Origin of the sequence: Erythrobacter sp., from assembly GCF_036351135.1 — a bacterium.
Taxonomy (GTDB): Bacteria; Pseudomonadota; Alphaproteobacteria; order Sphingomonadales; family Sphingomonadaceae; genus Erythrobacter.
The window spans coordinates 44,634-70,588 of sequence record NZ_JAZBON010000027.1 but is presented as its reverse complement, the minus strand read 5'-3'; the positions used below and the strand labels follow the sequence as shown (position 1 = coordinate 70,588).

At 64.7% G+C, this 25,955-nt stretch carries 20 protein-coding genes; 9 read left to right on the top strand and 11 right to left on the bottom strand.

What is annotated here, in order from left to right; translation table 11 throughout:
• The first annotated feature begins 9 nt into the window (after nt 1–9).
• The 6 genes from prfA (at nt 10) to V2I30_RS09865 (ending at nt 7,104) form a co-directional block, all read left to right on the top strand.
• Nucleotides 10–1,077: a peptide chain release factor 1 gene (gene prfA / locus V2I30_RS09890; RefSeq protein ID WP_330661995.1), complete on the top strand. Its 1,068-nt coding sequence runs from the start codon at nt 10–12 to the stop codon at nt 1,075–1,077.
• A complete protein-coding gene (gene prmC, locus V2I30_RS09885; RefSeq protein ID WP_330661994.1) occupies nt 1,074–1,928 on the top strand; it encodes a peptide chain release factor N(5)-glutamine methyltransferase in 855 nt (284 codons plus the stop codon). Before prfA ends, prmC begins: the two co-directional genes overlap by 4 nt.
• A 250-nt stretch (nt 1,929–2,178) precedes the next feature.
• Entirely contained in the window at nt 2,179–2,838 is a 660-nt protein-coding gene (locus V2I30_RS09880; protein WP_330661993.1) for a DUF4167 domain-containing protein, read from the top strand.
• A 35-nt stretch (nt 2,839–2,873) separates the two neighbouring features.
• A complete protein-coding gene (lnt, locus tag V2I30_RS09875) occupies nt 2,874–4,538 on the top strand; it encodes an apolipoprotein N-acyltransferase (protein ID WP_330661992.1) in 1,665 nt (554 codons plus the stop codon).
• Nucleotides 4,539–4,631: 93 nt separating this feature from the next.
• The gene (gene metK / locus V2I30_RS09870) at nt 4,632–5,879 is read left to right on the top strand and encodes a methionine adenosyltransferase (RefSeq protein WP_330661991.1); all 1,248 of its coding nucleotides are present in this window, start codon (nt 4,632–4,634) and stop codon (nt 5,877–5,879) included.
• A 19-nt stretch (nt 5,880–5,898) separates the two neighbouring features.
• Nucleotides 5,899–7,104, top strand: coding sequence for a DUF418 domain-containing protein (locus V2I30_RS09865; RefSeq protein ID WP_330661990.1), 1,206 nt, complete (start codon nt 5,899–5,901; stop codon nt 7,102–7,104).
• Here the strand turns inward: V2I30_RS09865 and V2I30_RS09860 are convergent, their stop codons facing one another.
• The 4 genes from V2I30_RS09860 to V2I30_RS09845 are packed head-to-tail and all read right to left on the bottom strand — an operon-like array spanning nt 7,105 to nt 10,149.
• Complete coding sequence (locus V2I30_RS09860) at nt 7,105–8,262, bottom strand: CaiB/BaiF CoA transferase family protein (protein ID WP_330662352.1); 1,158 nt, start codon at nt 8,260–8,262, stop codon at nt 7,105–7,107. It abuts the gene before it with no gap.
• A complete protein-coding gene (locus tag V2I30_RS09855) occupies nt 8,259–8,729 on the bottom strand; it encodes a DUF2269 family protein (protein WP_330661989.1) in 471 nt (156 codons plus the stop codon). The genes V2I30_RS09860 and V2I30_RS09855 overlap by 4 nt, the downstream gene beginning before the upstream one ends.
• A 35-nt stretch (nt 8,730–8,764) precedes the next feature.
• Nucleotides 8,765–9,427: a CoA transferase subunit B gene (locus V2I30_RS09850; RefSeq protein WP_330661988.1), complete on the bottom strand. Its 663-nt coding sequence runs from the start codon at nt 9,425–9,427 to the stop codon at nt 8,765–8,767.
• Nucleotides 9,427–10,149 (bottom strand): CoA transferase subunit A, encoded by a 723-nt coding sequence (locus V2I30_RS09845; RefSeq protein ID WP_330661987.1) that lies wholly within the window; start codon nt 10,147–10,149, stop codon nt 9,427–9,429. The genes V2I30_RS09850 and V2I30_RS09845 overlap by 1 nt, the downstream gene beginning before the upstream one ends.
• A gap of 533 nt (nt 10,150–10,682) precedes the next feature.
• Here V2I30_RS09845 and V2I30_RS09840 point away from each other — a divergent pair.
• A complete protein-coding gene (locus V2I30_RS09840; protein WP_330661986.1) occupies nt 10,683–13,001 on the top strand; it encodes a CDC48 family AAA ATPase in 2,319 nt (772 codons plus the stop codon).
• A 3-nt stretch (nt 13,002–13,004) separates the two neighbouring features.
• Here the strand turns inward: V2I30_RS09840 and V2I30_RS09835 are convergent, their stop codons facing one another.
• Both V2I30_RS09835 and polA read right to left on the bottom strand, forming a co-directional pair.
• Nucleotides 13,005–14,084 (bottom strand): mechanosensitive ion channel family protein, encoded by a 1,080-nt coding sequence (locus tag V2I30_RS09835; RefSeq protein WP_330661985.1) that lies wholly within the window; start codon nt 14,082–14,084, stop codon nt 13,005–13,007.
• A complete protein-coding gene (polA, locus tag V2I30_RS09830; protein WP_330661984.1) occupies nt 14,081–16,933 on the bottom strand; it encodes a DNA polymerase I in 2,853 nt (950 codons plus the stop codon). Before polA ends, V2I30_RS09835 begins: the two co-directional genes overlap by 4 nt.
• 266 nt (nt 16,934–17,199) lie before the next feature.
• Here polA and V2I30_RS09825 point away from each other — a divergent pair, with 266 nt between their 5' ends.
• Complete coding sequence (locus V2I30_RS09825; RefSeq protein ID WP_330661983.1) at nt 17,200–17,448, top strand: hypothetical protein; 249 nt, start codon at nt 17,200–17,202, stop codon at nt 17,446–17,448.
• A 97-nt stretch (nt 17,449–17,545) separates the two neighbouring features.
• On the opposite strand, the gene V2I30_RS09820 is transcribed toward V2I30_RS09825, so the two are convergent.
• Entirely contained in the window at nt 17,546–18,592 is a 1,047-nt protein-coding gene (locus V2I30_RS09820; protein WP_330661982.1) for a serine hydrolase, read from the bottom strand.
• Nucleotides 18,593–18,884: 292 nt separating this feature from the next.
• Between V2I30_RS09820 and V2I30_RS09815 the strand changes: the two genes are divergently transcribed.
• Nucleotides 18,885–21,176 carry a DUF305 domain-containing protein gene (locus tag V2I30_RS09815; protein WP_330661981.1) on the top strand — a complete coding sequence of 764 codons (2,292 nt, stop codon included), beginning with the start codon at nt 18,885–18,887 and terminating at the stop codon, nt 21,174–21,176.
• A gap of 73 nt (nt 21,177–21,249) precedes the next feature.
• Here V2I30_RS09815 and V2I30_RS09810 read toward each other — a convergent pair whose 3' ends face one another.
• From V2I30_RS09810 to groES, 4 genes are all read right to left on the bottom strand, one after another.
• A complete protein-coding gene (locus tag V2I30_RS09810) occupies nt 21,250–23,088 on the bottom strand; it encodes a DUF885 domain-containing protein (protein ID WP_330661980.1) in 1,839 nt (612 codons plus the stop codon).
• 134 nt (nt 23,089–23,222) lie between these two features.
• On the bottom strand, nt 23,223–23,633 hold the full coding sequence (locus V2I30_RS09805; RefSeq protein ID WP_330661979.1) for a baeRF12 domain-containing protein: 411 nt from the start codon (nt 23,631–23,633) through the stop codon (nt 23,223–23,225).
• A 136-nt stretch (nt 23,634–23,769) separates the two neighbouring features.
• Nucleotides 23,770–25,422 carry a chaperonin GroEL gene (gene groL / locus V2I30_RS09800; RefSeq protein WP_330661978.1) on the bottom strand — a complete coding sequence of 551 codons (1,653 nt, stop codon included), beginning with the start codon at nt 25,420–25,422 and terminating at the stop codon, nt 23,770–23,772.
• A 110-nt stretch (nt 25,423–25,532) separates the two neighbouring features.
• Nucleotides 25,533–25,820: a co-chaperone GroES gene (gene groES / locus V2I30_RS09795; protein WP_330661977.1), complete on the bottom strand. Its 288-nt coding sequence runs from the start codon at nt 25,818–25,820 to the stop codon at nt 25,533–25,535.
• Nucleotides 25,821–25,955 lie beyond the last annotated feature (135 nt).

Below are 25,955 nucleotides of genomic sequence, written 5' to 3'. Positions count from 1 at the left end.
CCGCTAACCTTGCAAATCCCCGCCCAGCGTCTCGACCAGATCGCCAATCGCTTCGCCGAGCTCGAGGCGCGGATGGCGTCGGGCACGCTCGAGGGTGACGAGTTCGTGACCGCGAGCCGCGACTACGCCGAGCTGGAACCGGTGGCGAAGCGCGCCGCCGAAGTCGCCGCGATGCGCACCGAGGTCGCAGGGCTCGAAGAGATGCTGGCTGACCCCGAAATGAAGGCGATGGCGGAGGAGGAGCTTGCCGCGATCCGCGAGGCTCTGCCTGAGAAGGAACGCCAGCTCGCCGTCGCGCTGCTCCCGCGCGACGCCGCCGACAGCAAGCCCGCCATGCTCGAGATCCGCGCTGGAACGGGCGGGGATGAAGCGGCGCTGTTCGCGGGCGATCTCTACCGCATGTACGAACGCTTCGCCGCGGAACAGGGCTGGCGGATCGAGCCCGTTAGCATGAATGCGAGCGAAGTCGGCGGCTTCAAGGAAGTGGTTGCCAATGTCACCGGGCAGGGCGTGTTCGCGCGGCTCAAGTTCGAAAGCGGCGTCCACCGGGTCCAGCGCGTGCCGGTGACCGAAAGCGGTGGGCGCATCCACACCTCCGCGGCGACCGTCGCGGTGCTGCCCGAGCCCGACGAGGTCGACGTCGCGATCGAGGACAAGGATCTCAAGATCGACATCTACCGCGCGTCCGGCGCAGGCGGTCAGCACGTCAACACCACCGACAGCGCGGTGCGCATCACGCATCTGCCGAGCGGCATCGTCGTCACCCAGCAGGACGAGCGCAGCCAGCACAAGAACCGCGCCAAGGCGATGCAGGTGCTGCGCGCGCGGCTTTACGAGAAGATGCGCGACGAGGCGCAAGGCGCCGAAGCCGAAGCGCGCCGCGCGATGGTGGGCAGCGGCGACCGCTCCGAACGCATCCGCACTTACAACTTCCCGCAAGGGCGGGTCACCGATCACCGCATCGGCCTGACCCTCCACAAGCTCGAGGAGGTGTTGACGGGCACGGGTCTCGGCGAGCTGGTCGACGCGCTGATCGCCGAGGACGAGGCGAAGCGGCTGGCGGCGCTCAGCGAGTGAAGGTGAGCGAGGCGTTGCGCTCGGCGAGCGACCGGCTGGCGGAAACCAGCGACACAGCGCGGCTCGATGCCGAACTTCTGATGGCGCATGCCTTGGGCGTAACGCGCTCGGACATGCTGTTGAGGCACCTGGACGATCACGCGCCCGATGGCGTCGCCGAGCTCGTCGCGCGCCGCGCCTCCCATGAGCCGCTAGCCTATATCGTCGGATACCAGGAGTTCTACGGCCGCGGTTTCAAGGTAACGCCCGGCGTCCTGATCCCGCGTTCCGACAGCGAGACGTTGATCGAGACGGCACTTGCGATCGCTCCCAACGCGCGGCGGGTGCTCGATCTCGGTACCGGGTCGGGCGCACTGCTTGTGACCTTGCTGCTCGAACTGCCGCAGGCGCAGGGGATCGGGATCGACGCCTCGGCGGCGGCGCGGGAGGTGGCCGAGGCCAATGCGCAGGCGCACGGGCTGATCGGCGCGGCGGCGCGGTTCTATGAACGCGACTGGACGCGGCCGGGATGGACGCGCGATCTCGGGCGCTTCGATCTCGTCGTCTGCAATCCGCCCTATGTCGAGGACGGGGCGGCGCTCGAGCCGAGCGTGCGCGACTACGAGCCTGCCGCGGCGCTGTTCGCGGGCGAGGACGGGCTGGACGACTACGCCTTGCTGCTGCCACATCTGCGCTCTCTTCTGGAGGAGGGGGGCACCGCGCTGTTCGAAATCGGGCACCGCCAGGGCGGTGCGGTGTCTGGTCTCGCCCGCGAGCACGGCTTTTCAGCGGAGATCCGGTGCGACCTCGCAGATCGGCCCCGCTGCGTGATTGTTGCTGGAGAGAAACGCGAAGGCGGGCAAAATAGGTGAAAAGCCCATGGGGGCTTGGCAAACGTCCTGAGGCTCGCTACCTCCGAATCAGGCCACCGACTTGCAAACTAGGCAAGTTGCTGGGCTCAGCTCCACATTCGATGTCAGACGGCCTTACGGGCGCGACCCCAGGGCCACGGCAACGCGGAGCGCGTTCGCTTGCCCGCTGGGCGGCGCTGAGACGAGAGGTCTGTTGGCCGAACGCATCCGGCCTTGTTCGATGCGCGGGTCGCGAGAGGGAAGACTTTCCTTGAATAACAATCGTAATAACCGCCGCCGCGGTCGTGGCAATCGCAACAATCAGGGCGGCGCGAACAATCAGAACCGGATCGACAGCCGGGCCCGCGGCAATGCGCCCCAGTTGCTGGACAAGTACAAGAAGCTGGCGCAGGACGCGCAACACAATGGCGACCGGGTGCAGGCTGAATATTACCTGCAATTCGCCGACCATTATTTCCGCGTCATCGCCGACAACAAGGCCCGCCAGGACGAGGCCCGCGCCAAGCGCAACGATAATCGCGGCGACGATCGCAATCAGTCGGGCGACGGCAGCGACGACGATGGCGACAATCGGCGCCGCGGCAATCGCCGCTCGCGCCCACGCCGCGACGAAGAAGACGACGCGCGCGAGGAAGGCGATGCCGGCGTCGAAGGCGATGCGGCCGGTGCACAGGAAGAAAACGCCAAGCCGAAACGGCGTGCACGCAAGGTCAGAAGCGACGAGAGCGATGACGGTGGCGATGGCGATAAGGGCGATGCCCCGCGTCGCAAGCCGCGCGCCAATGGCCGCTCGCGCAAGACCAGCGGCAAGGATGCGGGCGACGCACCGGCAGAGATCGATTCCGCCGTCCTGCCCCCGGCGATAAGCGGCGGCTCCGACGACGACGACAGCCGCGAAGCCGTGGGCTGACGTCGGCGACTGATTAAAGTAAGCGGAGCCGATCCTTGAACGATCTGTCCGCCGATACCCGCCTGAGCAGCGGGGCCTCCCCTCCGGTCCGTTCGGCAACCCAGCTGGCAACGCGCTGGCCGGGCCTGACCTCGGCGGCGCTGGGAGCGGTCGCCGCGCTGGGCTTTCCCCCCATCCACGCGTGGTGGATCGCGCTTCCCGCGCTGGCCTTGTGGATCCTCCATCTTCGCGCCGCACCCAACTGGCGCGCGAGCCTGTGGCGCGGCTGGACCTTCGGCTGGGCGCATCTGACGCTCGCCAATAACTGGATCGCCACCGCCTTCACCTACCAGGCCGAGATGCCCGCGGTGCTCGGCTGGTTCGCGGTGCCGCTCCTGTGCATCTACCTCGCAGCCTATCCCGCGCTCGCCGCACTGATCGCGCATGGTGGCGCGCGCGGACGCGGACCGCTTGCCTATGGCGCGCTGCTCGCCGCCGCCTGGATCGTCACCGAATGGGTCCGCAGTTGGGCTTTCACCGGCTATCCCTGGCCGCCGCTCGGCCTGATGCTGCTTGGCGATTGGGACACGCCGGGCTGGGCGCTGCTGCTTCCCTGGCTCGGCACCTATGCGCTCTCCGGCCTTGCCGTCGTGCTGGCGACGCTGCTGGTTGCGGCGGCGCTCGGCCAGGTTCGCGCGTTGGCGGCAAGGCTGGTCCGCGTCGCGTTCGTCGCCGTGCTGATTGCCATGCCGATGTGGCTCGCTGCTCCCGTGTCCGAACGCAGCGACATCCGCTACACGCTGGTCCAGCCGCTCATTCCACAGGAGGAAATGAACGACGGCACCAAGTTCGAGGAGCAGTTCGAACGCATCGCGCGGCTGACGCGGTCGCAAGACGACGCGCCGCGTCTGGTCTTGTGGCCCGAAAGCGCCGTTCCCGACTATCTCGAGGATGGCTATCCGGTCCGCTATTATAGCCGCATGACCGCCGGCGCCGATCCCGGCTATGCCCGCCGGCGGATCGGCTCGCTGATCGGCAAGGATTCGACATTGCTGACCGGCGTGGTCAACCTCGATATCGGCACGCGCGCGGACGGGTCGCAAGGGGCGGTGACGGCGCGCAATTCGGTGCTCGCGCTCGACGGGGCGGGGCGGATCACCGCGCAATACGCCAAAGCGCATCTGGTGCCCTATGGCGAATACCTCCCGCTCGAGGACTATCTTGGCCTGATCGGCCTCTCGCGCCTCACCGCGGGTTCGATCCCCTACGACCCCGGACCCGGACCGCGCACGCTGGACCTCGGGCCGCAGGGGCGCGCCGCGGTGCAGATTTGCTATGAAATCGTCTTTTCCGGGCAGGTGGTTGACGATAGCGCGCCGCGCCCCGACTACATCTTCAACCCGTCCAACGACGGCTGGTTCGGCGCGTGGGGCCCGCCGCAGCATCTTGCGCAGGCGCGGCTGCGCGCGATCGAGGAAGGGCTGCCGGTCCTGCGCTCCACCACCACCGGGATCAGCGCGGTGATCGACGCGCGTGGCGTCGTGCTGCAGGCGATCGGTATGGGCGAGGCGGACAGCGTGGACGGCTTCGTTCCGCAGGCGCATCCCCCCACCCTGTTCGCGAGGACAGGCAATCTGCTGCCGCTGATCTGGGCGGCTATTCTGGCGTTGCTAGCCTTGGCCATCCCGAGACTTCTTGCGCTGCGAGAGCCGCGCAGCTAGGGCGCTCCCACAAGACATAAAGGTTTCCTTATATCTGCATAAGGTTACCGTTCAGCCATCGCATCCAGCTCATCCGGGAGGCCCGACACGATCATGCGCAGCGACTATCTCTTCACGTCCGAAAGCGTTTCCGAGGGCCATCCCGACAAGGTTTCCGACCAGATATCCGACGCCATCGTCGACCTGATGCTGTCCAAGGATCCCGAAGCGCGCGTCGCCTGCGAGACCATGACCACCACGCAGCGCGTCATCCTTTCGGGCGAGATCCGCTGCGCGCCGATGTATGACGAGGCGAATGAGGACTGGGCCGTCAATGGCGGCTGGGCGCCGGGCGCGAAGGAGGAGATCGAGCAGGCGGTGCGCTCCACCGTGCGCGATATCGGCTATGAACAGGACGGCTTCCACTGGAAGACGCTGACCTTCGAAAACCACCTGCACGGTCAGTCGGCGCAGATCGCGCAGGGTGTCGATGCGGGCGAGGATGGCTCGAACAAGGATGAGGGCGCGGGCGACCAGGGCATCATGTTCGGCTTTGCCTGCGACGAAACGCCCGACCTCATGCCCGCGACGCTCGATTACAGCCACAAGATCCTCGAGCGGCTGGCCAGGGATCGCCATTCGGGCGCGGCCCCGTTCCTCGAACCCGACGCGAAGAGCCAGGTGACCTTGCGCTACAAGGATGGCCGCCCGGTTGCCTGCACCGCCGTGGTCGTCAGCACCCAGCACGCGCCGGGCTATGACGAGGGCGAGAAGGAAGCTAAGCTGCATCAATATGTGAAGGGCGTCGTCGCCGACATTCTGCCGGACGGCTTTCTCTCGGATGAAACCATTTGGCACATCAACCCGACCGGCAGCTTCGTTATCGGTGGGCCGGACGGCGATGCGGGGCTGACCGGGCGCAAGATCATCGTCGATACCTATGGCGGCGCGAGCCCGCATGGCGGCGGTGCCTTCAGCGGTAAGGATCCGACCAAGGTTGATCGCAGCGCCGCCTATATCACGCGCTATCTCGCCAAGAATGTCGTCGCCGCCGGGCTCGCTTCGCGTTGCACGATCCAGATCGCCTATGCGATCGGCGTTAGCGAACCGCTGTCGCTCTATGTCGACACGCATGGCACAAGCGCCGATGGGGTCGACGATGCGGCCCTCGAACGCGCAATCGCGAGCATCGGCGTCCTCGGCGGCTTAACACCGCGCGGCATTCGCGAACATCTCGGCCTCAACAAGCCGATCTATCGCACCAGCGCCGCCTACGGCCATTTCGGCCGGAAAGCGGACGGCGATTTCTTCCCGTGGGAACGCACCGATCTCGTCGATGAGCTGAAGGCAGCGCTCGGCTGATCTGCTAGGGCGGCGACCCATGGGAACGCCGCTTCACCCAACCTCGCGTATCGTCGAGCTCGACGCATTGCGTGGGCTCGCAGTGATCGGTATCGTGTGGATGAACGTCCATGTCTTCGCGCTGCCAAGCCAGGCCTATTACAACCCGCAAAGCTGGGGGCCGGGGATCGGCGAGGCCTCGTCTCTCGATCGGCTGGTCTGGGCGGCGAGCTTCGTCTTCGTCGAGGACAAGTTTCGCACGCTCTTCGCCATGTTGTTCGGGGCGGGCTGCCTGATCCTGCTCGAACGAACTGGCGAGAGACCCTGGCGCGCGCATTATGCACGGATGGCCGTGCTGTTCGCGATGGGGCTCGCCCATTCGATCCTGTTTGCCAGCAACGATATCCTGCGCGCCTATGCGATCGCGGCCTGCGCGCTTCCCCTGCTCGCCGCGCTTTCGCACCGCGCGCTGTTCGCAGTCGCGATCGGGTTGGTCGCGGTGCATTTCGGGGCGGGGATGGTTGCGATGGGAAGCGCGGTGGTCGACGTCTATGCCGGGCGGATCGGCAGCGACGCGCATCTGTTCGCCGAGCGCAATTTCGGCCTCGATCCCGCCGCGATCGCGCATTCGCTCGAACAGGGGCGCGAGGGCTTGGGCGAACGGATGGTGCGGCGCAGCGGCAATATCGGGCGGCAGCTCGTGACGGTGGCCGGCTCGCTGCCGCTCAACCTTGCGGCCATGGCGCTCGGCATGGGACTGTGGAAGGCGCGGATGCTGGCGGGGGAGTGGCGCACCTTCCTGTTGCAGCGCCTCGCCGCGATCTGTGCGCTGCTCGCGCTCCCGCCGCTCTTCGCGCTCGCCTGGTGGGTGGCCGATAGCGGCTTTTCCGGGGCTTTTGCGGGAGCGGCCTCGCTGGTCCTTTCGGCCCCGTTCGACACCTTGCTGGGGCTCGCCTATGCCGCGCTCGCCATGGCGCTGTTTTCCGCGGGCGGCGCGGTGACGCGCCGGCTGGCGGCGGCGGGTCGGCTGGCGCTTACGAACTACCTGTTGAGCTCGCTCATCCTGGCGGCCGTCTTCGCGTCGTGGGGGCTGGGCCTGTTCGGCGCGGTCAGTCGGAGCGAGGCGCTGGCGCTCAGCTTCGTTCCTGTCGCTATCGTCCTTGCGCTTTCGCCGGTGTGGCTGGCGCGGTTTGGACAGGGTCCGGCAGAGCGCCTGTGGCGGATGGTTGCGGACAGGCTCGCGTGATCAGCCGTCCTCATTCAGCATCGGCGAGGGGCGATCGAGCGCGAGTTCGGCGTCTGAAAAGGTGAAGGGACTGCGCACGCCCGGAATTCCGCCGAGATCGACGCGCAGGCCCCGCGCGGCGACCTGCGGATCGTCGAACATCTCGCCCAGGCCATTGATCGGCCCCGCCGGAATGCCCTCAGCCGCGCATGCCGCGAGCAGCTCGGTCTTGTCCCACTGCGCGGTCGCGCGCGCAATTTCGGCATCGAGCGCTGCCCCATTCGCGACCCGATCGGCGTTGCTGACGAAGCGCGGGTCCTGCGCCAGCTGCTCGCGCGACAGCAACTTCATCAGCCGCGCGAACAGGCGATCGTTCGCAGGCGCCAGGATCACGTGTCCATCCTTCACCGGAAAGACCCCATAGGGCGCGACCTGCGCATGCGCATTGCCCATGCGCGGCGGATCCTCGCCGGTGGTAAGGCGATAGGTCGCCTGATTGGCGAGTAGTGCGACCGAACAATCGAGCAGACTCATATCGACATGCTGCCCGCGACCGGTGCGCATACGTTGCAGCAGCGCCGCCTGGATGCCGTTGGCGGCGTAGACCCCGGTTGCCAGGTCGCTGATCGAGACACCCATCTTCACCGGCACGCCGTCCGGCTCCCCGGTGACCGACATGAAGCCGCTCATCCCCTGGATCACGAAGTCGTAGCCCGCCTCGTGCGCGCGCGGGCCGGTCTGGCCGAAGCCGGTGATCGAGCAATAGACCAGCGCGGGATTGGCTGCGGCGAGGCTGGCGTAATCGAGGCCGAATTTTGCAAGGCCGCCGGTCTTGAAATTCTCGATCAGGACGTCGGCGCGCCCAGCCAAGGCGCGCACCCGTTCGAGATCGGTGGGCGCGCGAAAGTCGGCGACGATCGAGCGTTTGCCGCGGTTGCAGGCGTGATAATAGGCCGCCTCGCGCCGCACCTCGCCGTCCGGCCCCTCGCGCTCGATCCAGGGCGGCCCCCATTGGCGCGTACCGTCGCCCTCGGGGCTCTCAACCTTGATGACGTCGGCGCCCAGGTCGGCGAGGATCTGTCCCGCCCAAGGCCCTGCGAGCACGCGGGCGAGTTCGAGCACTTTGAGCCCCGCAAGCGGCGCGTCGGGATTGCGCGGGCCGGCGAGCCAGTCGCTCATGCCGGCTTCGCGATCATCAGCCACAGGATCGCGACCATCGGTACGGTGCTGATCAGTCCCCAGGTGATCCAGCGGCGCGAGAGCCGGCGATATTCGGCGCTGATCGTGCCGCCATCGGCAAAAGCGTGGGCGAGCCGTGCCTGTCTGATCTGTATCGGCACGAGGATGCCGAGCCAGATGCTGCCGGCGAGCACGAACAGCGCCTGGCTCCAGATTAGCCACACTTCCCCGAATAGCGGCCAGCCGATCCACCACGCCGCCCCGTATCCACCGATCATGGTCAGCGCGATGCCGGGGATCGTTAGGCCGAAATCGGTGCCGGTGACGAGACGCTGGCCGAAGGCGACGATGACCGGATTATCGCTGCGATTGGCGAAAACCTTCCAGATCGCCGTGACCGTGATGTTGCCCACCAGCAGGATAATCCCCGTATAGTGTAAGAACAGCAGCAGGTAATAGACGGTCATGGCTGATCGATCGGGCCGCGATTGCTTGATGGGCCTCAGGCCGACAGCGCGGTTTCGTAGCGGGCGGTGGTGGAGCGTGCGACCTCGTCTTCGCCAACGCCGGGCGCCAGTTCGATCAGGCGGAAGGCGCTGTCGTGGTCCGGGCGGTGGAACACGGCAAGGTTGGTGATGATCATGTCGACCACGTTGGTGCCGGTCAGCGGCAGGGTGCATTCGGGAATGAATTTGGGGCTGCCGTCCTTCGCCGTGTGATCCATCACGACGATGATCTTCTTGACGCCCGCGACCAGATCCATCGCGCCGCCCATGCCCTTGATCATCTTGCCCGGGATCATCCAGTTGGCGATGTCGCCGTTCTCCGCCACTTCCATCGCGCCCAGCACGGTGAGGTCGATGTGCCCGCCGCGAATCATGGAAAAGCTGGTGGCGCTGTCGAAATAGGCGGAGTGCGGCAGTTCGCTGATCGTCTGCTTGCCCGCATTTATAAGGTCGGGATCGACCTCGTTCTCGTAAGGGAAAGGGCCGATGCCGAGCATGCCGTTTTCGCTCTGCAGCGTCACCAAAATGCCCTCGGGAATGTGGTTGGCGACGAGCGTCGGGATGCCGATGCCGAGATTGACGTAATAGCCATCCTCCAGCTCCTTGGCCGCGCGCGCCGCCATCTGGTCGCGGGTCCAGCCTTTGGTCTGCTCGCTCATCAGGCCGCTTCCCTTTCGCGCGTCGTGCGGAACTCGATCTTCTTGTCGTAGGGCGCACCCAGCACCAGGCGATTGACGAAAACGCCGGGCAGATGGATCTCGTCCGCCTCGAGGCCACCCGCCGGTACGATCTCCTCGACCTCGGCGATACAGACCTTGCCGCAGGTGGCGGCGGGCTGGTTGAAATTGCGCGCAGTCTTGCGGAAGATGAGGTTGCCCGTTTCGTCGGCCTTCCACGCCTTGACGATCGAAAGGTCGGCGAAGATGCCGCGCTCCAGGATGTAGGTCGACATGACGCCGTCCTGGTCCGGAAACTCCTTGTGCTCCTTGCCCTCGGCGACCTGCGTGCCGACACCGGTTTTGGTGTAGAAGCCGGGGATACCCGCACCCCCTGCTCGCATGCGCTCGGCGAGCGTGCCTTGCGGGCAGAACTCCACTTCGAGCTCGCCGGCGAGGAACTGGCGTTCGAACTCCTTGTTCTCGCCGACATAGGAAGAGATCATCTTCTTCACCTGTCGGGTGCGCAGCAGTTTGCCGATGCCTTCATTGTCGATGGCCGCATTGTTGCTGGCAAAGGTCAGGCCCTTCGCGCCGGAATTGCGGATCGCGTCGAGCAGGCGTTCGGGAATGCCGCACAGGCCGAACCCGCCCGCGGCGATCAGCAGGTCGTCGGCTATGACTCCTTCGAGGGCAGCGGCGGCGTCTGAGAAGCGTTTCGACATGGGGGCTCACCTATGGCTCGGGCAGGTCGGCGTCTCTTTGCGCCGAATGGCCTGTCTTGCAACCTCGGGGACAGCGGCTGTCTCAGAATCTGCATTTTGGCGACGTATCGCCCGCCCATCGCCCGCAACTGCAAACAAGAATAGCCGTGCTGCAACGCAACATGCGCTAACGACGCCAAATGGTTAAAAATTAAGCAATTGCTGCCGAAATTAGCAGCATAAATTGCAATAAGCGAACGCTGGGGCGATTAAGGCTTAGATATGATGCGTTATTTGCAACAAAGGGTGCGCCCTTCGCATTTGCACAAAAATGACCGGAAGGACATAACAGATCGTGCCTTTCAGGCATCCTCTCCCAAACTTTCAAGCCCGGCCTTAGTGCCGGGCTTTTTTCTTGCCGGCCTCCCCTTTCGCGGCAGGTCGGTGGCGTCCGGCCTGCAATGCGGCTGCGCGTGGTTTGCAATCGCCCGCTGCGCTGCTTAGCTAGCGGGCCTACATTCGACGCCCCGCCCGCTTCCAAGGACATATCCTTCATGGCCGATGCCGACACTGCCGCCCCTGCCCGCACCGCGCGCTTGCAGGTCGCTCCTGCCCGTCAGGAGGAATCGGGTCAGGGCATCGCCCGCATGCCGCGCAGTGCCTTTCAGAGACTTGGCATCACCGAGGGCGACGTCGTTCAGATCAGCGGCAAGCGGATGACCGCGGCGATCGCGATGCCGGCTTACGAGGAAGACGACACGCTCGATGTCGTCCGTCTCGACGGTTTGCAGCGCGGCAATGCCGAGACCGGTTCGGGCGAACACGTCGAGATCGAGGCCAGCGATTCGCGCCCGGCCACCCGCGTCGTTTTCGCCCCGGCACAACGCGAGATGCGTCTCCAGGGCCCCACCCAGGCGCTGAAGCGCAATTTCTTCAAGAAGCCGCTGGTCGCGGGCGATCTCGTCGCGACGACCGGGCAACAGCCGGTGCAGAACATGCCGAGCGACGTGCGCCAGTTGTTGCGCGCACCGGCCTATGCGCTCACGCAGATTCGCCTGTCGGTCCACTCGACGACCCCCAAGGGCATCGTCCATATCGACGAGAATACCGAGGTCGAGCTGCGCACCCAGTTCGAGGAACCGCGCGATGGGCGCGGCCTTGTGAATTACGACGATGTCGGCGGCATGGACGACACGATCCAGCAGCTGCGCGAAATGGTCGAACTGCCGCTGCGCTATCCGGAACTGTTCATCCGGCTCGGCGTCGATCCGCCCAAGGGCGTGCTGCTGCACGGCCCTCCGGGCACCGGCAAGACGCGGTTGGCGCAGGCGGTCGCGAATGAAAGCGATGCCGAATTCTTCACCATCAACGGCCCGGAAATCATGGGTTCGGGCTATGGCGAAAGCGAAAAGCGGTTACGCGAAGTCTTCGAAAAGGCGACGCGCGCCGCGCCTGCGATCGTCTTCATCGACGAGATCGATTCGATCGCGCCCAAGCGCAGCGGCGTTCCGGGGGAGGCGGAAAAGCGGTTGGTCGCGCAGATGCTGACGCTGATGGACGGGCTCGAATCGCGCGCCAATCTCGTCGTCATCGCCGCCACCAACCGGCCCGATGCCATCGACGAGGCGCTGCGCCGACCGGGCCGGTTCGATCGCGAGATCGTGATCGGCGTGCCCGATCAGCGCGGGCGGCGCGAGATCCTCGCGATCCATACCCGCGGAATGCCGCTCGAGGACAAGGTCGACCTGTCCGAGCTCGCCCGCGTGACCCACGGTTTCGTCGGCGCCGATATCGCCGCATTGGCGCGGGAAGCGGCGATCGATGCGGTGCGCCGGATCATGCCGCGCCTCGATCTCGACGAACGCACGATCCCGCCGGAGGTGCTGGAAGATCTGTGCGTCATGCGGGCCGATTTCTTCGGTGCGCTCAAGCGCATCCAGCCTTCCGCGATGCGCGAGGTCATGGTCCAGATGCCCAATGTCGGCTGGGACGATGTCGGCGGCATCGGCGATGCGATCGACACACTCAAGGAAGGGATCGAACTGCCGCTGAAGAATGCCGACGCCTTTCGCCGGCTCGGTATTCGCCCGGCCAAGGGCTTTCTGCTCTACGGTCCTCCGGGGACGGGCAAGACCCTGCTCGCGAAGGCCGTCGCCAAGGAAGCCGAAGCCAACTTCATCTCGATGAAGAGCTCTGACCTGCTCTCTAAATGGTACGGCGAAAGCGAACAGCAGATCGCCAAGCTCTTCGCCCGCGCGCGCGCCGTTGCGCCCTGCGTCGTCTTCATTGACGAGATCGACAGCCTCGTCCCCGCCCGCGGCAGCGCGCAGGGCGAACCGCAGGTGACGGGGCGGGTGGTCAACACCGTGCTCGCCGAGATGGACGGGCTCGAAGAGCTGCAGTCGGTCATCGTGGTGGGTGCGACCAACCGTCCGACGCTGGTCGATCCCGCGCTGCTGCGCCCCGGACGGTTCGACGAGCTGGTCTATGTCGGCACGCCTGACGAGAAAGGCCGCGAGCATATTCTGGGCATCCATACCAAGGCGATGCCGCTCGCGGACGATGTCGATCTCGCCGCGATCGCCAAAAAGACCGACCGCTTCACCGGCGCCGATCTGGAAGACGTGGTGCGCCGCGCCGGGCTTGGCGCGCTGCGCCGAATGGGCGGCGAGGTCAGCGAAGTGGCGATGAAGGACTTCGAGGACGCTCTGGGCGACAGCCGGGCTACCGTCACCGCCAAGATGGAAGCCGAATATCGCAAGATGCGCGGCGAATTGAAGAAGCGCGCGGCGGAGGCTCATCCGATCGGCTTCTTCGCGCCCGACACGCTCGAGCCGACCCGCGTGAGCAAGCACGGAAATGCGGAGGAGTAGCGCCTAGCCCGGTTCGCCCGCCTTGGGGTGCCCGTGGGGCACTTCGAGCCGGTGGCGGATCAGCGCCTCCTCCATATTCTCGCGCAGCCAGCCCATCATATGCTCGCGCACGTCGCAGCGAAGTTGGAACAACTCCCCGATCGTATGCGCGCTCATCGACAGGCGCAATTCGATGCTCTCTGGCCAGGTCTCGGTCACGAGGAGCGCCTTGTTGCGCCCGTCGAACAGCTCGTGGGTCTGGACGAAACGTTCGAATTCGGCACGGATCGGCGGTACTTTGGTGATCGGATCGAGATGCAGCATAACCGTGCCCGTCAGCGATTCGTCGAGCCGCGACCAGTTCTCGAAACTGTCGTCGAGGAATCGGCTGGTCGGCACCACCAGCACCCGCTCGTCCCAGGTCCGCACCGTGACGAAGCTCATCTGGATCTCCTCGACCCGGCCCGCCTCTCCATCGACCTTGACCAGATCGCCGATCCGCATCGGCTCGGTCAGCGCCACCTGCAGCCCCGCGATCAGTGATTTGAGTGCCGGCTGCGCTGCGGCACCAATGGCGAGTGCGGCGAGACCGGCCGAGGCCAGCATGGTCGTCCCAATGGAGCGCACCGAGGGGATCGCGAACAGCATCAGCCCGACGGTGATGATGACGATCGCGAACACCGCGATGCGCGAGAGCACCGCGATCCGGGTCCGCTTGCTGCGCGTGGCGACCGGGTCCGAATCCACCAGCCGCATCTCGAGCGCCGCCGTCAGCCCGCGCACGATATTGTAGGCGATCCAACCGAGCAGGGCGGGGCGCAGGAAGCGGGCAAAGGGCTCCCACCACTGGCTCAGATACGGATCGTTCTGCGCCGCGACGGTGATGCCGATCGCGATGAAGGACCATTTGATCGGGTTGCGGATCCGCGAGATGAGCAGGTTGTCGGTGCCGGGCTCGGATAGGCGGACCAGCCGTCCGACGATCGCGAAGACGAGGCGGTAGGCAAGATAGCTGACCGCTACCGCTATCAGCACGGTCAAGCTCGTGAGGGCGAACTGGTCCCAGTCGATGGTGATATCGCCGCTGCGCAGCCGGTCGATCAATGTGCTGCATCCCAGCTGGCGCCAGTGCCGATATCGATGGCGAGCGGCACGTCGAGCGTGACCGCGGGGCGCGCGGCCTCGGCCATAACGCGCTCGATCACCGGCGAGGCGCGTTCGACATCACCTTCGGGCAGCTCGAACACCAATTCGTCATGCACTTGCAGCAGCATCCTTACGTCGTTCAATCCTGCATCGCGGAGCGCCGGCATCATTCGCGCCATCGCCCGCTTGATAATATCGGCGCTGGTCCCCTGGATCGGCGCGTTGATCGCCGCGCGTTCGGAGCCCTGGCGCTCGCCCTGGTTCTTCGAGCGGATCCGCGGAAACCACGTCTTGCGTCCGAACAGGGTTTCCGAATAGCCGCGTGTCCGCACCGTTTCGAGCGTTTCCATGATGTAGCGCTGGATGCCGGGGAAGCGCTGGAAATAGGTGTCGATCATGTCCTGCGCCTCGTCGGGATCGACTTCGAGCCGGCCGGCCAGGCCCCAGCGCGAAATGCCGTAGAGGATCGCGAAATTGATCGTCTTGGCCCGCGCGCGCGTGTCGCGTGTGACTTCGCCGAACATCTCGGTCGCGGTGCGCGCATGGATGTCCTCGCCCTTCGCGAACGCTTCCTTGAGCGTGGCGACATCGGCCATATGCGCGGCCAGTCGCAATTCGATCTGGCTGTAATCGGCGGCGAGCAGGACGTTGCCCTCCTCGGGGACGAAGGCTTCGCGGATGGTGCGGCCGATGGCGGTGCGGATCGGAATGTTCTGCAGGTTGGGATCGGTCGAGGACAGGCGACCGGTCTGCGCGCCGGCCAAGCTGTAGCTGGTGTGGACGCGCCCGGTCTCGGGATTGATCTGCCCTTGCAGCGCATCGGTATAGGTCGATTTCAGTTTGGAGAGATGCCGCCATTCCAGCACCTTTCGGGCGATCGGCTGGGCAGCCGCGTCCTTGGCGAGATTTTCGAGCACCGACTGATCGGTCGAATGTTGTCCGCTTTTGCCCTTCTTCCCGCCCTTGAACCCCATCTCGTCGAACAGCACATCGCCCAGCTGCTTGGGACTGCCGACGGCGAATTCCCGCCCGGCGATGGCGTGAATTTCCTGCTCGAGCGAAGCGGTTTCGGCGGCGAATTCCTCGGACAGTTTGGCGAGGCGCGCTCGCTCGACCTTGATGCCCTCGCGCTCCATGGCGGCGACCACCGGGATGAGCGGGCGATCCACCCGCTCGTAAATGCGGGTCGCACCCTCCTCGGCAAGGCGCGGCTCGAACATGCGGTAGAGCCGCCAGGTGACGTCGGCATCCTCGGCGGCATATTCGGTCGCGCGGTCAAGCGGGACTTCGCCGAAGGGGATCGCCTTCTTGCCCGTACCGCACACTTCCTTGAAGGCGAGCGGCGTATGGCCGAGGTGGCGCTCGGACAGCTCGTCCATTCCGTGACCGCCGCCGATCCCCTCGCCGCGCCCGGCGTCGAGATCGAAGCTCATCACCATCGTATCCTCGATCGGTGAGACGGCGATGGAATGTCGGGCGAGGACGTTGAGATCGTATTTGCCGTTCTGGAAGACCTTGAGCACCGCCGGGTCTTCGAGCATCGGCTTCAGCAGCACGAGCGCCTCCTCCATCGGCACCTGCGGGGGCGGTTCGTCGAACATGTCCGAGCCGCCATGGGCAAGGGGGATGTAGCAGGCATCGCTCGGCCCCACCGCAAGGCTGACGCCGACGAGATCGCATTGCATGCAATCGAGCGAAGAGGTCTCCGTATCGACCGCCACCAAACGCGCGGCGCTCGCACGGGCGACCCAATGTTCGAGGCGCTCCACGTTCTGCACCGTTTCGTAGGCGCTGTGATCGACCTTTGGCAGGTCGGGCAGGGGCTGGCGGTGGGCGCCGGCCTGACCCGTATCCCCCTCCTTGTCCGCTTTTGCGGGATCGAGATTGTTAGGCCTGTCCGGGCTCCCGGCCCCGGCCCCCAGCCGCTTCAACAGCGAGGTGAAGCCGTGCTTTTCGAGGAAAGCGGCGAGCGGCTCGGTCGGGATAGTCTCGATCCGCATGTCTTCGAGCGGGACGGGAAGATCGCAATCCTCCTTGAGTGTCACTAGCACGCGGCTCATCTCGGCATCATCGCGGCCCTCGATCAGGCGCTCCTTGAGCTTCGAGGTCTTCATCGACGGCGCCTGGTCGAGCGCGGCGGTGAGCGAGCCGTGTTCGGCGATCAGCTTGGACGCGGTCTTTGGTCCGACGCCGTAGATGCCCGGGATGTTGTCGACGCTGTCGCCCATCAGCGCGAGGACATCGCCGACCAGCTCCGGGGCGACGCCGAACTTCGCCTCGACCTCGTCCACATAGATGCGCTGCGACTTCATGGTGTCGAGCATATCGATCCGACCCGCGCCCTCATCGCCCTTTGCCTCGCCGACGAGCTGCATCAGATCCTTGTCCGAGGAGACGATGGTCACGTTCCACCCCCGCCGCTGCGCCGCGCGCGCATAGGAGGCGATGAGGTCGTCGGCCTCGAGCCCCTGCTCCTCGATGCAGGGGAGGCTAAAGGCGCGCGTCGCATCGCGAATCAGCGGGAATTGTGGCTGCAGATCCTCGGGCGGATCGGGGCGGTTGGCCTTGTAGTCGGGATAGATCTCGTTGCGAAAACTGGTCGAATCCTTGTCGAGAATGACCGCGAGATGCGTCGGCCCATCGGCCTCGTCGAGATCGTCCGCCAGCTTCCACAGCATGGTGGTGTAGCCATAGACCGCGCCCACCGGCGTCCCTTCCGGGTCGGTCAGCGGCGGCAGGCGGTGATAGGCGCGAAAGATGTAGGACGAACCGTCCACAAGATAGAGATGTTGTTGCTCGGAAGGCATGGCGCGGAGTGCTAGCACCGGGAAACCATGCGCGTAAGCCGGTTTGACGCGCAAAATTGGGGCCGGTGAGGATTGCCACCGTTTGAATGCGCCGCGCGATTGTGGCAAAAAGCAGGCCGAAATTGGACCTTCTGCCACAATTCGCTTGATTTGCCATAATTCGGCCATTATTTGGGATTGGAAGCCGGGGGATCACACGTCTGGCTTCGGCGCCAGCCCTCCTCCATGGGCGCGCCGTTCCTTTGAGTTGAACAAGGATTTCTATTATGCGTAAGATCGTTCTTGCCGCCGCCATCGCCACTTCGGCGCTCGGCCTCGCCGCCTGCAGCGAGACTGCGGACGAAGCTGGCGATATGGACGAGGCGATGGTTGCCGATACCGAAGCCAACGCCGAAGCCATGGATTCCGAAATGGAAGAAGCCGAAATGGCTATCGAAGAAGGCGCTGCCGAAACCGAAATGGCTGCCGAAGAAGCGGCGATGGAAGCCGAAGCCGAAATGGAAGGCGAAGACTAATTCGCCCGATCGTCTTCGGACGATCGATCAGAAAAAGGGCGGCGCCTCCTATCCGGGGGTGCCGCCTTTTTCGTATCTTCGATAGTGCGCGAAAGGCCTAGCTGCCGGTGCCCGGAATGCCGGGCGCGCTGGTCCAGTTGCGGTTCTGCCGGGCGCGCGCGCCGAACCCATCGTAAAGCGCGCGGGCGATGCTGGCGATACGCCTTTCGCGGGCGAGCCGCGAACCCTGGCCGGTCACGTAGATCGCGACCGCGATCGCGCGCCCGTCGGGACTTTCGATGACGCCGATATCGCTCGACGTGTTGTTGAGCGAACCCGTCTTGTGGCCAACCCGCGCCTCGTCCGGCATATTGGCGACGATCCGCCGCTTTCCAGTGACCGTGCGGTTCATTGCCCCCAGGATTACCTGCCGGCTGCGTTCGGACAGGAAGTCGCCGCGATACAGGCCGGCGAGCAGGCGGACCATCGCGTTCGGCGTCGCGGCGTCGCGCGGGTCGATCTGGCTTGCCGGGTCGTATTCGCCATCGTCGCGCACCAACGTCGCGATATCGCGGTCGATCGAAAATTCGGCGATGCCCTGGCGCCGCATCCAGTCGTTCACCGCCTGCGGCCCACCGACGGCGGCAAGCAGCGCATCGGTCGCGGGATTGCTCGAGCGGGTGATCATGATCTCGATAAGATCGATCGCCGGCATGTAATTGCCCTTGCGAACCGGGGCTGCCGGCGAGGAGAACTTGGCCGAACGCACCGGGATCAGCAGCGGAAATTCCGAAGTCAGCGAATATTGGCCCTGCTCGACCATTTCGAGATATTTGGCCGCGACCGCGATCTTGCTGGTCGAGGCCATCGGGAACAGCTGATCGCCCAGAACCGCGACTTTCTCACCAGTCGCCAGATCCCAGGCCGCAACCCCGATGCGCCCCTTGTCACCATTTGCGAGCTCGGCGATGCGCTGTTCGAACGAGTTTGCATAGATCGCCTCGAACGTCTCGGGCTCGCGCATTTGCGTGCCCAGTGCCTGGTCGAAACTCGCATGCAGCTCGGTCGTTTGCGCCGCGGCAGGGGCGGCGGGAAGCGCCAGGGCCAGGGCGGCAATGGAGGCGGCGAAGGGCCGGGCGATTGGAGCAAGAAGGCGGGCTAGCATGCGGGATATATACTCCGTCCGGGATTGCCGTGCGCTTAAACGCCGCATCTTCTAATGCGCGATTCGTCGCAGCAAGCGCTCATTTGGTCGCGTGCGACGAACCGTGCGCATCGCGCGGCAAACTATCGGGCATGTAGCGATCTTCGCGGTTCCCTATCAATCCGCATGCGGAGGATCGGTTCCGGGTCATTGGCGGAAGCGGGCGATGTCACGCTGTCTCGCTGTCCCCTTGACACGTGCCTTTCATCGGGCAGACAGATCGTCAATTCATCTCCAGACAGGACAATCGCACATGCCCCTCATGCCCTCGGCCGCCATCCGCGCCACTCTGACCACCCTCCTCATGAGCGGATCGGCCGTGGCGATGGCGCAGTCCGCCCCGATCCTTCAGCCGGGCGCGCCCGGCCAGCCCGGCAAGATGCTGAGCGCCGATGAAGCAAGCGAAATCGCCCGGTCGAGCTACAGCCCCGCGGACGTCGCCTTCATGCGCGGCATGATCGTGCACCACCAGCAGGCGGTCGCAATGGCGGAGCTGGTCGCGGATCGCACCAATGACGAAGAAGTGGTCACCATCGCCGACAAGATCCTGGCCAGCCAGGCGGACGAGATCGAGTTCATGAACGAATGGCTCGAGACGCGCGGCGAGGCCACCGTGATGGTCGGCATGGACCATGCGGGCATGGATCATGCGGGCATGGACCATTCGCAGCATGGCGGGATGCAGCACGGGGTCGATCATTCGCAGATGGTCGGCATGGCGACGCCGGAGGAAATGGCCGAGCTCGCCACGCTTGAGGGCGCCGAATTCGACCGGATGTTCCTCACATTGATGATCGCGCATCACGAAGGCGCGATCGATATGGTGACCGAGCTGCTCGATCAGCCGGGCAGTGCCGCGGACCCCGTGCTCTATCAGTTCGTCAACGACATCGATGCCGATCAGACCACCGAGATCGAGCGGATGGATGCGGTGCTCGCCGGGTTGTCGAGCGATCCGCGCGCCGGGCTGGCGCATGGTTTCGCCGATGCCGAGGAAGCGATTCTGAACCTGCGCAAGGTCGCGAGCCTGCCCAAGCCGGCAGGCTTCTACAATCCGGACAATCCGGCCGATCTGCGCCCGCCCGTGCCCGAGGACGAGGACAACGAATATGAGGGTGAAGAAGCCGAGAACGACGATGAAATCGCCGAGCCCGACGAGGACGGCGAAACCCTGACCGAATTTGCCGAGCGCGCGCCGCTGCTCGATTTCGCCAACACCGATATCGCTTTCTTCGACGACATCATGGTTGCCGGGAACTATCACGGCTTCAACTTCTATCGCCTCGGCGAAGACGGCGTGCCGAACCTCGTCTCCTCGGTCGTGTGTCCGGGCGGTCAGGGCGACGTGTCGGTGGTCGGCGACCTTCTCGTGATGAGCGTCGAACAGACCCGCGGCCGCGTCGATTGCGGGCTGCAGGGCGTCGAGGGCGATGTCAGCGAGGAGCGGTTCCGCGGCCTGCGCATCTTCGACATCTCCGATCTCAACAATGTGCGCCAGGTCGGCCAGATCCAGACCTGCCGCGGCAGTCATACCCATTCGATCGTCAGCTCCGACGCGGAGCGGATCGTGGTCTATAATTCCGGCACCAGCCGCGTGCGCGATACCGAGGAGCTGGCGCGCTGCATCGACAATCCCGCGGACAGCCGCACGGCCCTGTTCAGCATCGACGTGATCGAAATTCCGGTCGCCAATCCCGCGGCGGCGCGCATTATCAGTAGCCCGCGCGTCTTTGCCGATGCCGAAACGGGCGAGATTGCCGGTCTGTGGAAGGGCGGCGAAAGCGAAGAGGGCGCGCAGGACACGCGCCAGACCAATCAGTGCCACGACATCACCGTCTTCCCCGCGCTCGATCTCGCCGCCGGCGCCTGTTCGGGCAACGGCATCCTGATGGACATCTCCGATCCGATGAACCCGGTGCGGATCGACGCCGTCTTCGACAAGGGCTTCGCCTATTGGCATTCGGCGACGTTCAACAATGACGGCACCAAGGTGATCTTCACCGACGAATGGGGCGGGGGCGGGCGCCCGCGCTGCAAGGCGTCGGACCCGATGACCTGGGGCGCCAATGCGATTTACGACATCGTCGATGGCAAGCTGGAATTCCGCAGCCATTACAAGATGCCCGGGCCGCAGGGAGAGTTCGAGAATTGCGTCGCACATAACGGCTCGATCATCCCGGTGCCGGGCCGCGATATCTTCGTGCAGTCCTGGTATCAGGGTGGGATCAGCGTGATGGACTTCACCGACAGCACGAACCCCAAAGAGATCGCCTTCTTCGATCGCGGCGCGATCGACGACGAGCAGCTGGTGGTGGGCGGCTATTGGTCGTCCTACTGGTATAACGGTCGCATCTACGGCACCGAGATCACCCGCGGGCTCGATGTCTTCGCATTGGAGCCGAGCGAATATCTCACCGCCGCCGAAATCGCCGCGGCGGAAGCGGCTGCTTACGAGAATGCGCGCTTCAACCCGCAGACGCAGACGCAGGTGACGTGGGACCAAAGCGTCGTCGAAGCGGTGGAGGCGAGCCGTTCGGGCGGCTAGGTTCAACGCACGCGGATAAGAGAAGGGCGGCGCAGCGAGGAGCTACGCCGCCCTCTTCTTTCGAGTAGCTCGGTCAGCCCCCCTTGACCGAAGCGATCCAGTTGTCGACCTGCTTCTCCAAGAGCGACAGTGGCACCGAACCGCCGCCCAGCACGGTGTCGTGGAAGCCGCGAATGTCGAAATCCTCGCCTAGCTCGCGTTCGGCCCGCTCACGTAATTGTTGGATGCGAATCATGCCGATCTTGTAGCTGGTCGCCTGCCCCGGCAGCACGAAATAGCGCTGCACTTCGCTCCGCGCGACGGTTTCGGGATTGGGCGAATTTTCGAGGCTGTATTGAACCGCCTCGTCCTCGGTCCAACCCTTGGCATGGATGCCGGTGTCGACCACCAGCCGGATCGCGCGCCACATCTCGGATTGCAGCCGGCCGAAGTCCGAATAGGGGTCTTCATAGCCGCCCATTTCCTTCGCCAGCGCCTCGGAATAGAGCGCCCAGCCCTCGCCATAGGCGGAGATGAAGCCGCCTTTTGAGCGGAAATCGGGCACGCCCTCCAATTCCTGTGCGATCGAGACCTGCATGTGGTGGCCCGGATTGCCCTCGTGATAGGCGATCGCTTCCAGCGGCGGGATCGGCATCGCGGTCATGTCGGAGAGGTGGGCGTAATAGATGCCGGGGCGCGAACCGTCGGGCGTGCCGGGGCGATAATGCTGCGCGGCGCCATCCTGTTCGCGGAAGGATTCGACCCGGCGCACTTCAAGCTCGGCCTTGGGCAGGCGACCGAAGAATTCGGGCAGCCGCGCGGTCAGCTCGTCGATATGCATGGTGGCGCGCTCGATATAGTCCTGCGCGCCTTCCTCGTTGTCGGCGAAATAGAATTGCGGATCGGTGCGGGTGAAGACGAAGAATTCCTGCAAAGTGCCGTCGAAGCCGGTCCGCTCCATGATCGCTTCCATCTCGCCGCGAATGCGCGCGACCTCGGCAAGGCCGAGCTCGTGGATTTCATCCGCGGTGAGATCGGTGGTGGTCATCATGCGCAGCTGATGCTGGTAATAGGCTTCGCCGTTGGGGAGCTGCGTAACGCCCTTGGCCTCCTCGTCGCTGTTGGGGCGGTCGGCGGTGTACCAGTCGATGACCCGCTGGTAGGCGGGCGCGGTTTGCGTCAGGAGCACGCGGCGCGCTTCCTCGCGCAATTCGCCGGCGCGTTCCTCGCTGATTTCGCCGCTTTCGATGAGGCCGGCAAGCCGCTCCTCGGTACCCGTCCAGAGCGCAGAGGGTTCGCCATCGTCGAACGGCGCACCGGTGATCAGCTTGCGTGACTCCTCGATCACCGCGTCATAGCTGAAGCGCGGCGGGCGCACGCCGGCAACCGCATTGGTATAGGCCTCGTCCAGTAGCTGGTTCATCGCCGTGCCGAGCCCACCGAGCCGCGCGATGAACGCCTCCATGTCGGCCTCGGTCTCGACGCCGTGCTGGCTCAAGAGGAAGCTCGGCAGAGCGGAATGCGCCGCGCCCATCTGGTGCAGAATATATTGCTGATCGAGAAACCGGCCCCCGCGCGCGGCGCTGTCGGCGCGATATTCGAACATGTCGTAGGAAAGCTTCGCCTCGGGCGTCAGTGCCTCGTAATCGAAATTCGCCTTCATCTCGGCCGCCGCATCCTGCCACCACTGGATCTGCTCGAGGCTGTCTTCGCGCGTGAAGCTGTCGATCTTGTCGTAATTGGTCTTCATGCCAAGCGAGGTTTGCCGGATCGGGCTAAAGGCTAGTTCTTCCTCCCACTTTGCGGCAAACCACTGCGCGAGGCACTCGCTCTGGCTGGCGGTGCATTCGGCGGCGTCCGTGTGGTTCTCGGCCAGCGCGCCATAGGGCAGCGCGGCGGTGGCAAGCAGCAGGGCGGCAAATTTGGTTTTCATCGTCATCCTCGTGAGCGAAATGCGTTGCCGGGTTCATGCGGGATGGCGCCCGAAATGGGAAGGGCGCTGTTAGGCAAACGAAAAACCCCGCCGGACGAAGGCCCGGCGGGGTTTTGGGTTTGGGGGAGTGGGTCTTATTCGGCAGCCATAATCGCCTGCTCGATTTTATCGACTGGCTGCCCGGTCAGGGTCTTGTCGATCTCGCCCACCACTCTCTTTTCAAGCTCGGAATGATAGTGATTGCGCATCTCGCCCAGCGATTTGGGATCGGCGATGATCAGGACGTCGTGCAGATCGCCCGATATGGCCTTCGCGCTCAGCCATTCGGCGACTGCGGCACCATGCGCCAGTTCGTCGAGCTGTGTGCGGCCGAGCTCGCGTCCGACATCGTCCTGGTGACGCACTCCGGCGCTGAAATTGGTGACGTCGAGGTCGGGGCTCTTCTCCTTCGCGAGCTTGGGTTCGAACAGCTGGCCCTCGTTGCGAAAGAGCAGGAACGTTTCACCGTCGACGACGGCAACATGGGCGTTCTGCGGTAATTTCATGGGTCTGTCTCCTTTTGCATTACAACGCATGAGGCGCCGAATTGTTGCGGGCAAACCGCAGGGGACGGGACGCAAAAAGGCCCCGCCGGACGATGCCGACGGGGCCTTTTGGTGGTACGATAGAGGGGACGGAGGCTTAGAAGCCGCCCATGCCTCCCATGCCGCCCATTCCGCCCATATCGGGCATTGCAGGACCGGCCTTGTCGCCTTCCGGAGCGTCGGTGATCGCCGCTTCGGTGGTGATCAGCAGACCGGCAACCGAGGCCGCATCCTGAAGCGCGGTGCGAACGACCTTGGTCGGGTCGATCACGCCGGCGGCGACGAGGTCTTCGTAAGTGTCGGTCGCGGCGTTGAAGCCTTGGCTTTCGTTGTCCTCGCGCAGCAGGTTGCCCGAGACGACCGCACCGTCATGGCCGGCATTCTGGGCGATCTGGCGAACCGGCGCCATGATCGCGCGGCGCACGATGTCGATGCCGCGGGTCTGGTCGTCATTCTCGCCCTTGAGGCCGTTAAGCACCTTCGTCGCGTAGAGCAGCGCGGTGCCGCCGCCCGGGACGATGCCTTCCTCGACCGCGGCGCGGGTCGCGTGAAGCGCGTCGTCGACGCGGTCCTTGCGCTCCTTCACCTCGACTTCGGACGCACCGCCTACCTTGATCACGGCAACGCCGCCGGCGAGCTTGGCGAGACGCTCTTGCAGCTTCTCGCGGTCGTAGTCGCTGGTGGTATTGTCGATCTGCGTGCGGATTTCACCGACGCGCGCCTTGATGTCGGCTTCGTCGCCCGCGCCATCGACGATGGTCGTGTTGTCCTTGTCGATGGTGACGCGCTTGGCTTCGCCGAGCATGCCGAGCGTGACGTTTTCCAGCTTGATGCCGAGGTCTTCGCTGATCATTTCACCCTTGGTGAGGATCGCGATGTCCTGCAGCATGGCCTTGCGACGATCGCCGAAGCCCGGTGCCTTGACCGCCGCGACCTTCAGGCCGCCGCGCAGCTTGTTCACGACGAGGGTCGCGAGCGCTTCGCCTTCGATGTCCTCGGCGATGATCAGCAGCGGGCGACCGCTCTGGACAGCCGCTTCGAGCACCGGCAACATCGACTGCAGGTTCGACAGCTTCTTCTCGTGGATCAGGATGTAGGGGTTGTCGAGTTCGACAAGCATCTTGTCCGGATTAGTGATGAAGTAGGGCGAGAGGTAGCCGCGGTCGAACTGCATGCCTTCGACGACGTCGAGCTCGAATTCGAGGCCCTTGGCTTCCTCGACGGTGATAACGCCTTCCTTGCCGACCTTCTCCATGGCTTCGGCGATCTTCTCGCCGACTTCCTTGTCGCCATTGGCGGAGATCACGCCAACCTGCGCGATTTCGGAGGAACCGGACACGTCCTTGGAACGGCTCTTAAGGTTCTCGACGACCTTGGCGGTCGCCAGATCGATGCCGCGCTTGAGGTCCATCGGGTTCATGCCGGCGGCAACCGCGGTCATGCCTTCGCGGGCGATCGCCTGGCCCAGAACGGTGGCGGTGGTGGTGCCGTCGCCGGCGATGTCGTTGGTCTTCGACGCCACTTCCTTGAGCATCTGCGCGCCCATATTTTCGAACTTGTTCTCAAGCTCGATTTCCTTGGCGACAGTTACGCCGTCCTTGGTGATGCGCGGCGCGCCGAAGCTCTTGTCGAGCACGACGTTGCGGCCCTTGGGCCCCAGCGTCACCTTGACGGCGTTGGCGAGCGTATCGACGCCCTTCATGATGCCCTCACGGGCTTCGCGGCTGAACTTCACGTCCTTGGCAGCCATGGTAATTTCCTTTCGAAACTTTGGTAATCCCCAGCGCCAGAATTTCCGGGGGCTGGGGTCTCGTACGATATCGAGGGAGGTCCCAGCGTTCGCCGGGACTCACAGGCTCATCAGGCGATCACGCCCATGATGTCGCTTTCCTTCATGATCAGCAGGTCTTCGCCGTCGATCTTGACCTCGGTGCCCGACCACTTGCCGAACAGCACGCGGTCGCCGGCCTTGACGTCCAGCGGAATGCGATCGCCGTCGTCGTCGCGAGCGCCTTCGCCGACGGAGACGATCTCGCCTTCGGACGGCTTTTCCTGCGCGGAGTCGGGGATGATGATGCCGCCAGCGGTCTTCTGGTCGGCTTCGATGCGGCGCACGACGACACGGTCGTGCAGCGGACGAAATGCCATGATGGATGACCTTTCTTTGATAGGGTTCAAAACACGGTTTGGCACTCTCTGGTCCAGAGTGCCAACGAGAGCGCAGATGGTTGCGCCCCGCGCATGAGTCAACCGTTGTTCAGGAAAAAATCGCGCGGATTGTCG

Excerpts from the sequence above, each read along its gene's own strand:
- V2I30_RS09810 (WP_330661980.1), bottom strand. The coding sequence starts at position 23,088 with ATGAAAACCAAATTTGCCGCCCTGCTGCTTGCCACCGCCGCGCTGCCC.
- V2I30_RS09825 (WP_330661983.1), top strand. The coding sequence starts at position 17,200 with ATGCGTAAGATCGTTCTTGCCGCCGCCATCGCCACTTCGGCGCTCGGC.
- V2I30_RS09860 (WP_330662352.1), bottom strand. The coding sequence starts at position 8,262 with ATGAGCGACTGGCTCGCCGGCCCGCGCAATCCCGACGCGCCGCTTGCG.
- metK (WP_330661991.1), top strand. The coding sequence starts at position 4,632 with ATGCGCAGCGACTATCTCTTCACGTCCGAAAGCGTTTCCGAGGGCCAT.
- V2I30_RS09850 (WP_330661988.1), bottom strand. The coding sequence starts at position 9,427 with ATGAGCGAGCAGACCAAAGGCTGGACCCGCGACCAGATGGCGGCGCGC.
- V2I30_RS09845 (WP_330661987.1), bottom strand. The coding sequence starts at position 10,149 with ATGTCGAAACGCTTCTCAGACGCCGCCGCTGCCCTCGAAGGAGTCATA.
- V2I30_RS09840 (WP_330661986.1), top strand. The coding sequence starts at position 10,683 with ATGGCCGATGCCGACACTGCCGCCCCTGCCCGCACCGCGCGCTTGCAG.
- V2I30_RS09865 (WP_330661990.1), top strand. The coding sequence starts at position 5,899 with ATGGGAACGCCGCTTCACCCAACCTCGCGTATCGTCGAGCTCGACGCA.
- V2I30_RS09820 (WP_330661982.1), bottom strand. The coding sequence starts at position 18,592 with ATGCTAGCCCGCCTTCTTGCTCCAATCGCCCGGCCCTTCGCCGCCTCC.
- groES (WP_330661977.1), bottom strand. The coding sequence starts at position 25,820 with ATGGCATTTCGTCCGCTGCACGACCGTGTCGTCGTGCGCCGCATCGAA.
- polA (WP_330661984.1), bottom strand. The coding sequence starts at position 16,933 with ATGCCTTCCGAGCAACAACATCTCTATCTTGTGGACGGTTCGTCCTAC.
- V2I30_RS09815 (WP_330661981.1), top strand. The coding sequence starts at position 18,885 with ATGCCCCTCATGCCCTCGGCCGCCATCCGCGCCACTCTGACCACCCTC.
- V2I30_RS09855 (WP_330661989.1), bottom strand. The coding sequence starts at position 8,729 with ATGACCGTCTATTACCTGCTGCTGTTCTTACACTATACGGGGATTATC.
- groL (WP_330661978.1), bottom strand. The coding sequence starts at position 25,422 with ATGGCTGCCAAGGACGTGAAGTTCAGCCGCGAAGCCCGTGAGGGCATC.
- V2I30_RS09805 (WP_330661979.1), bottom strand. The coding sequence starts at position 23,633 with ATGAAATTACCGCAGAACGCCCATGTTGCCGTCGTCGACGGTGAAACG.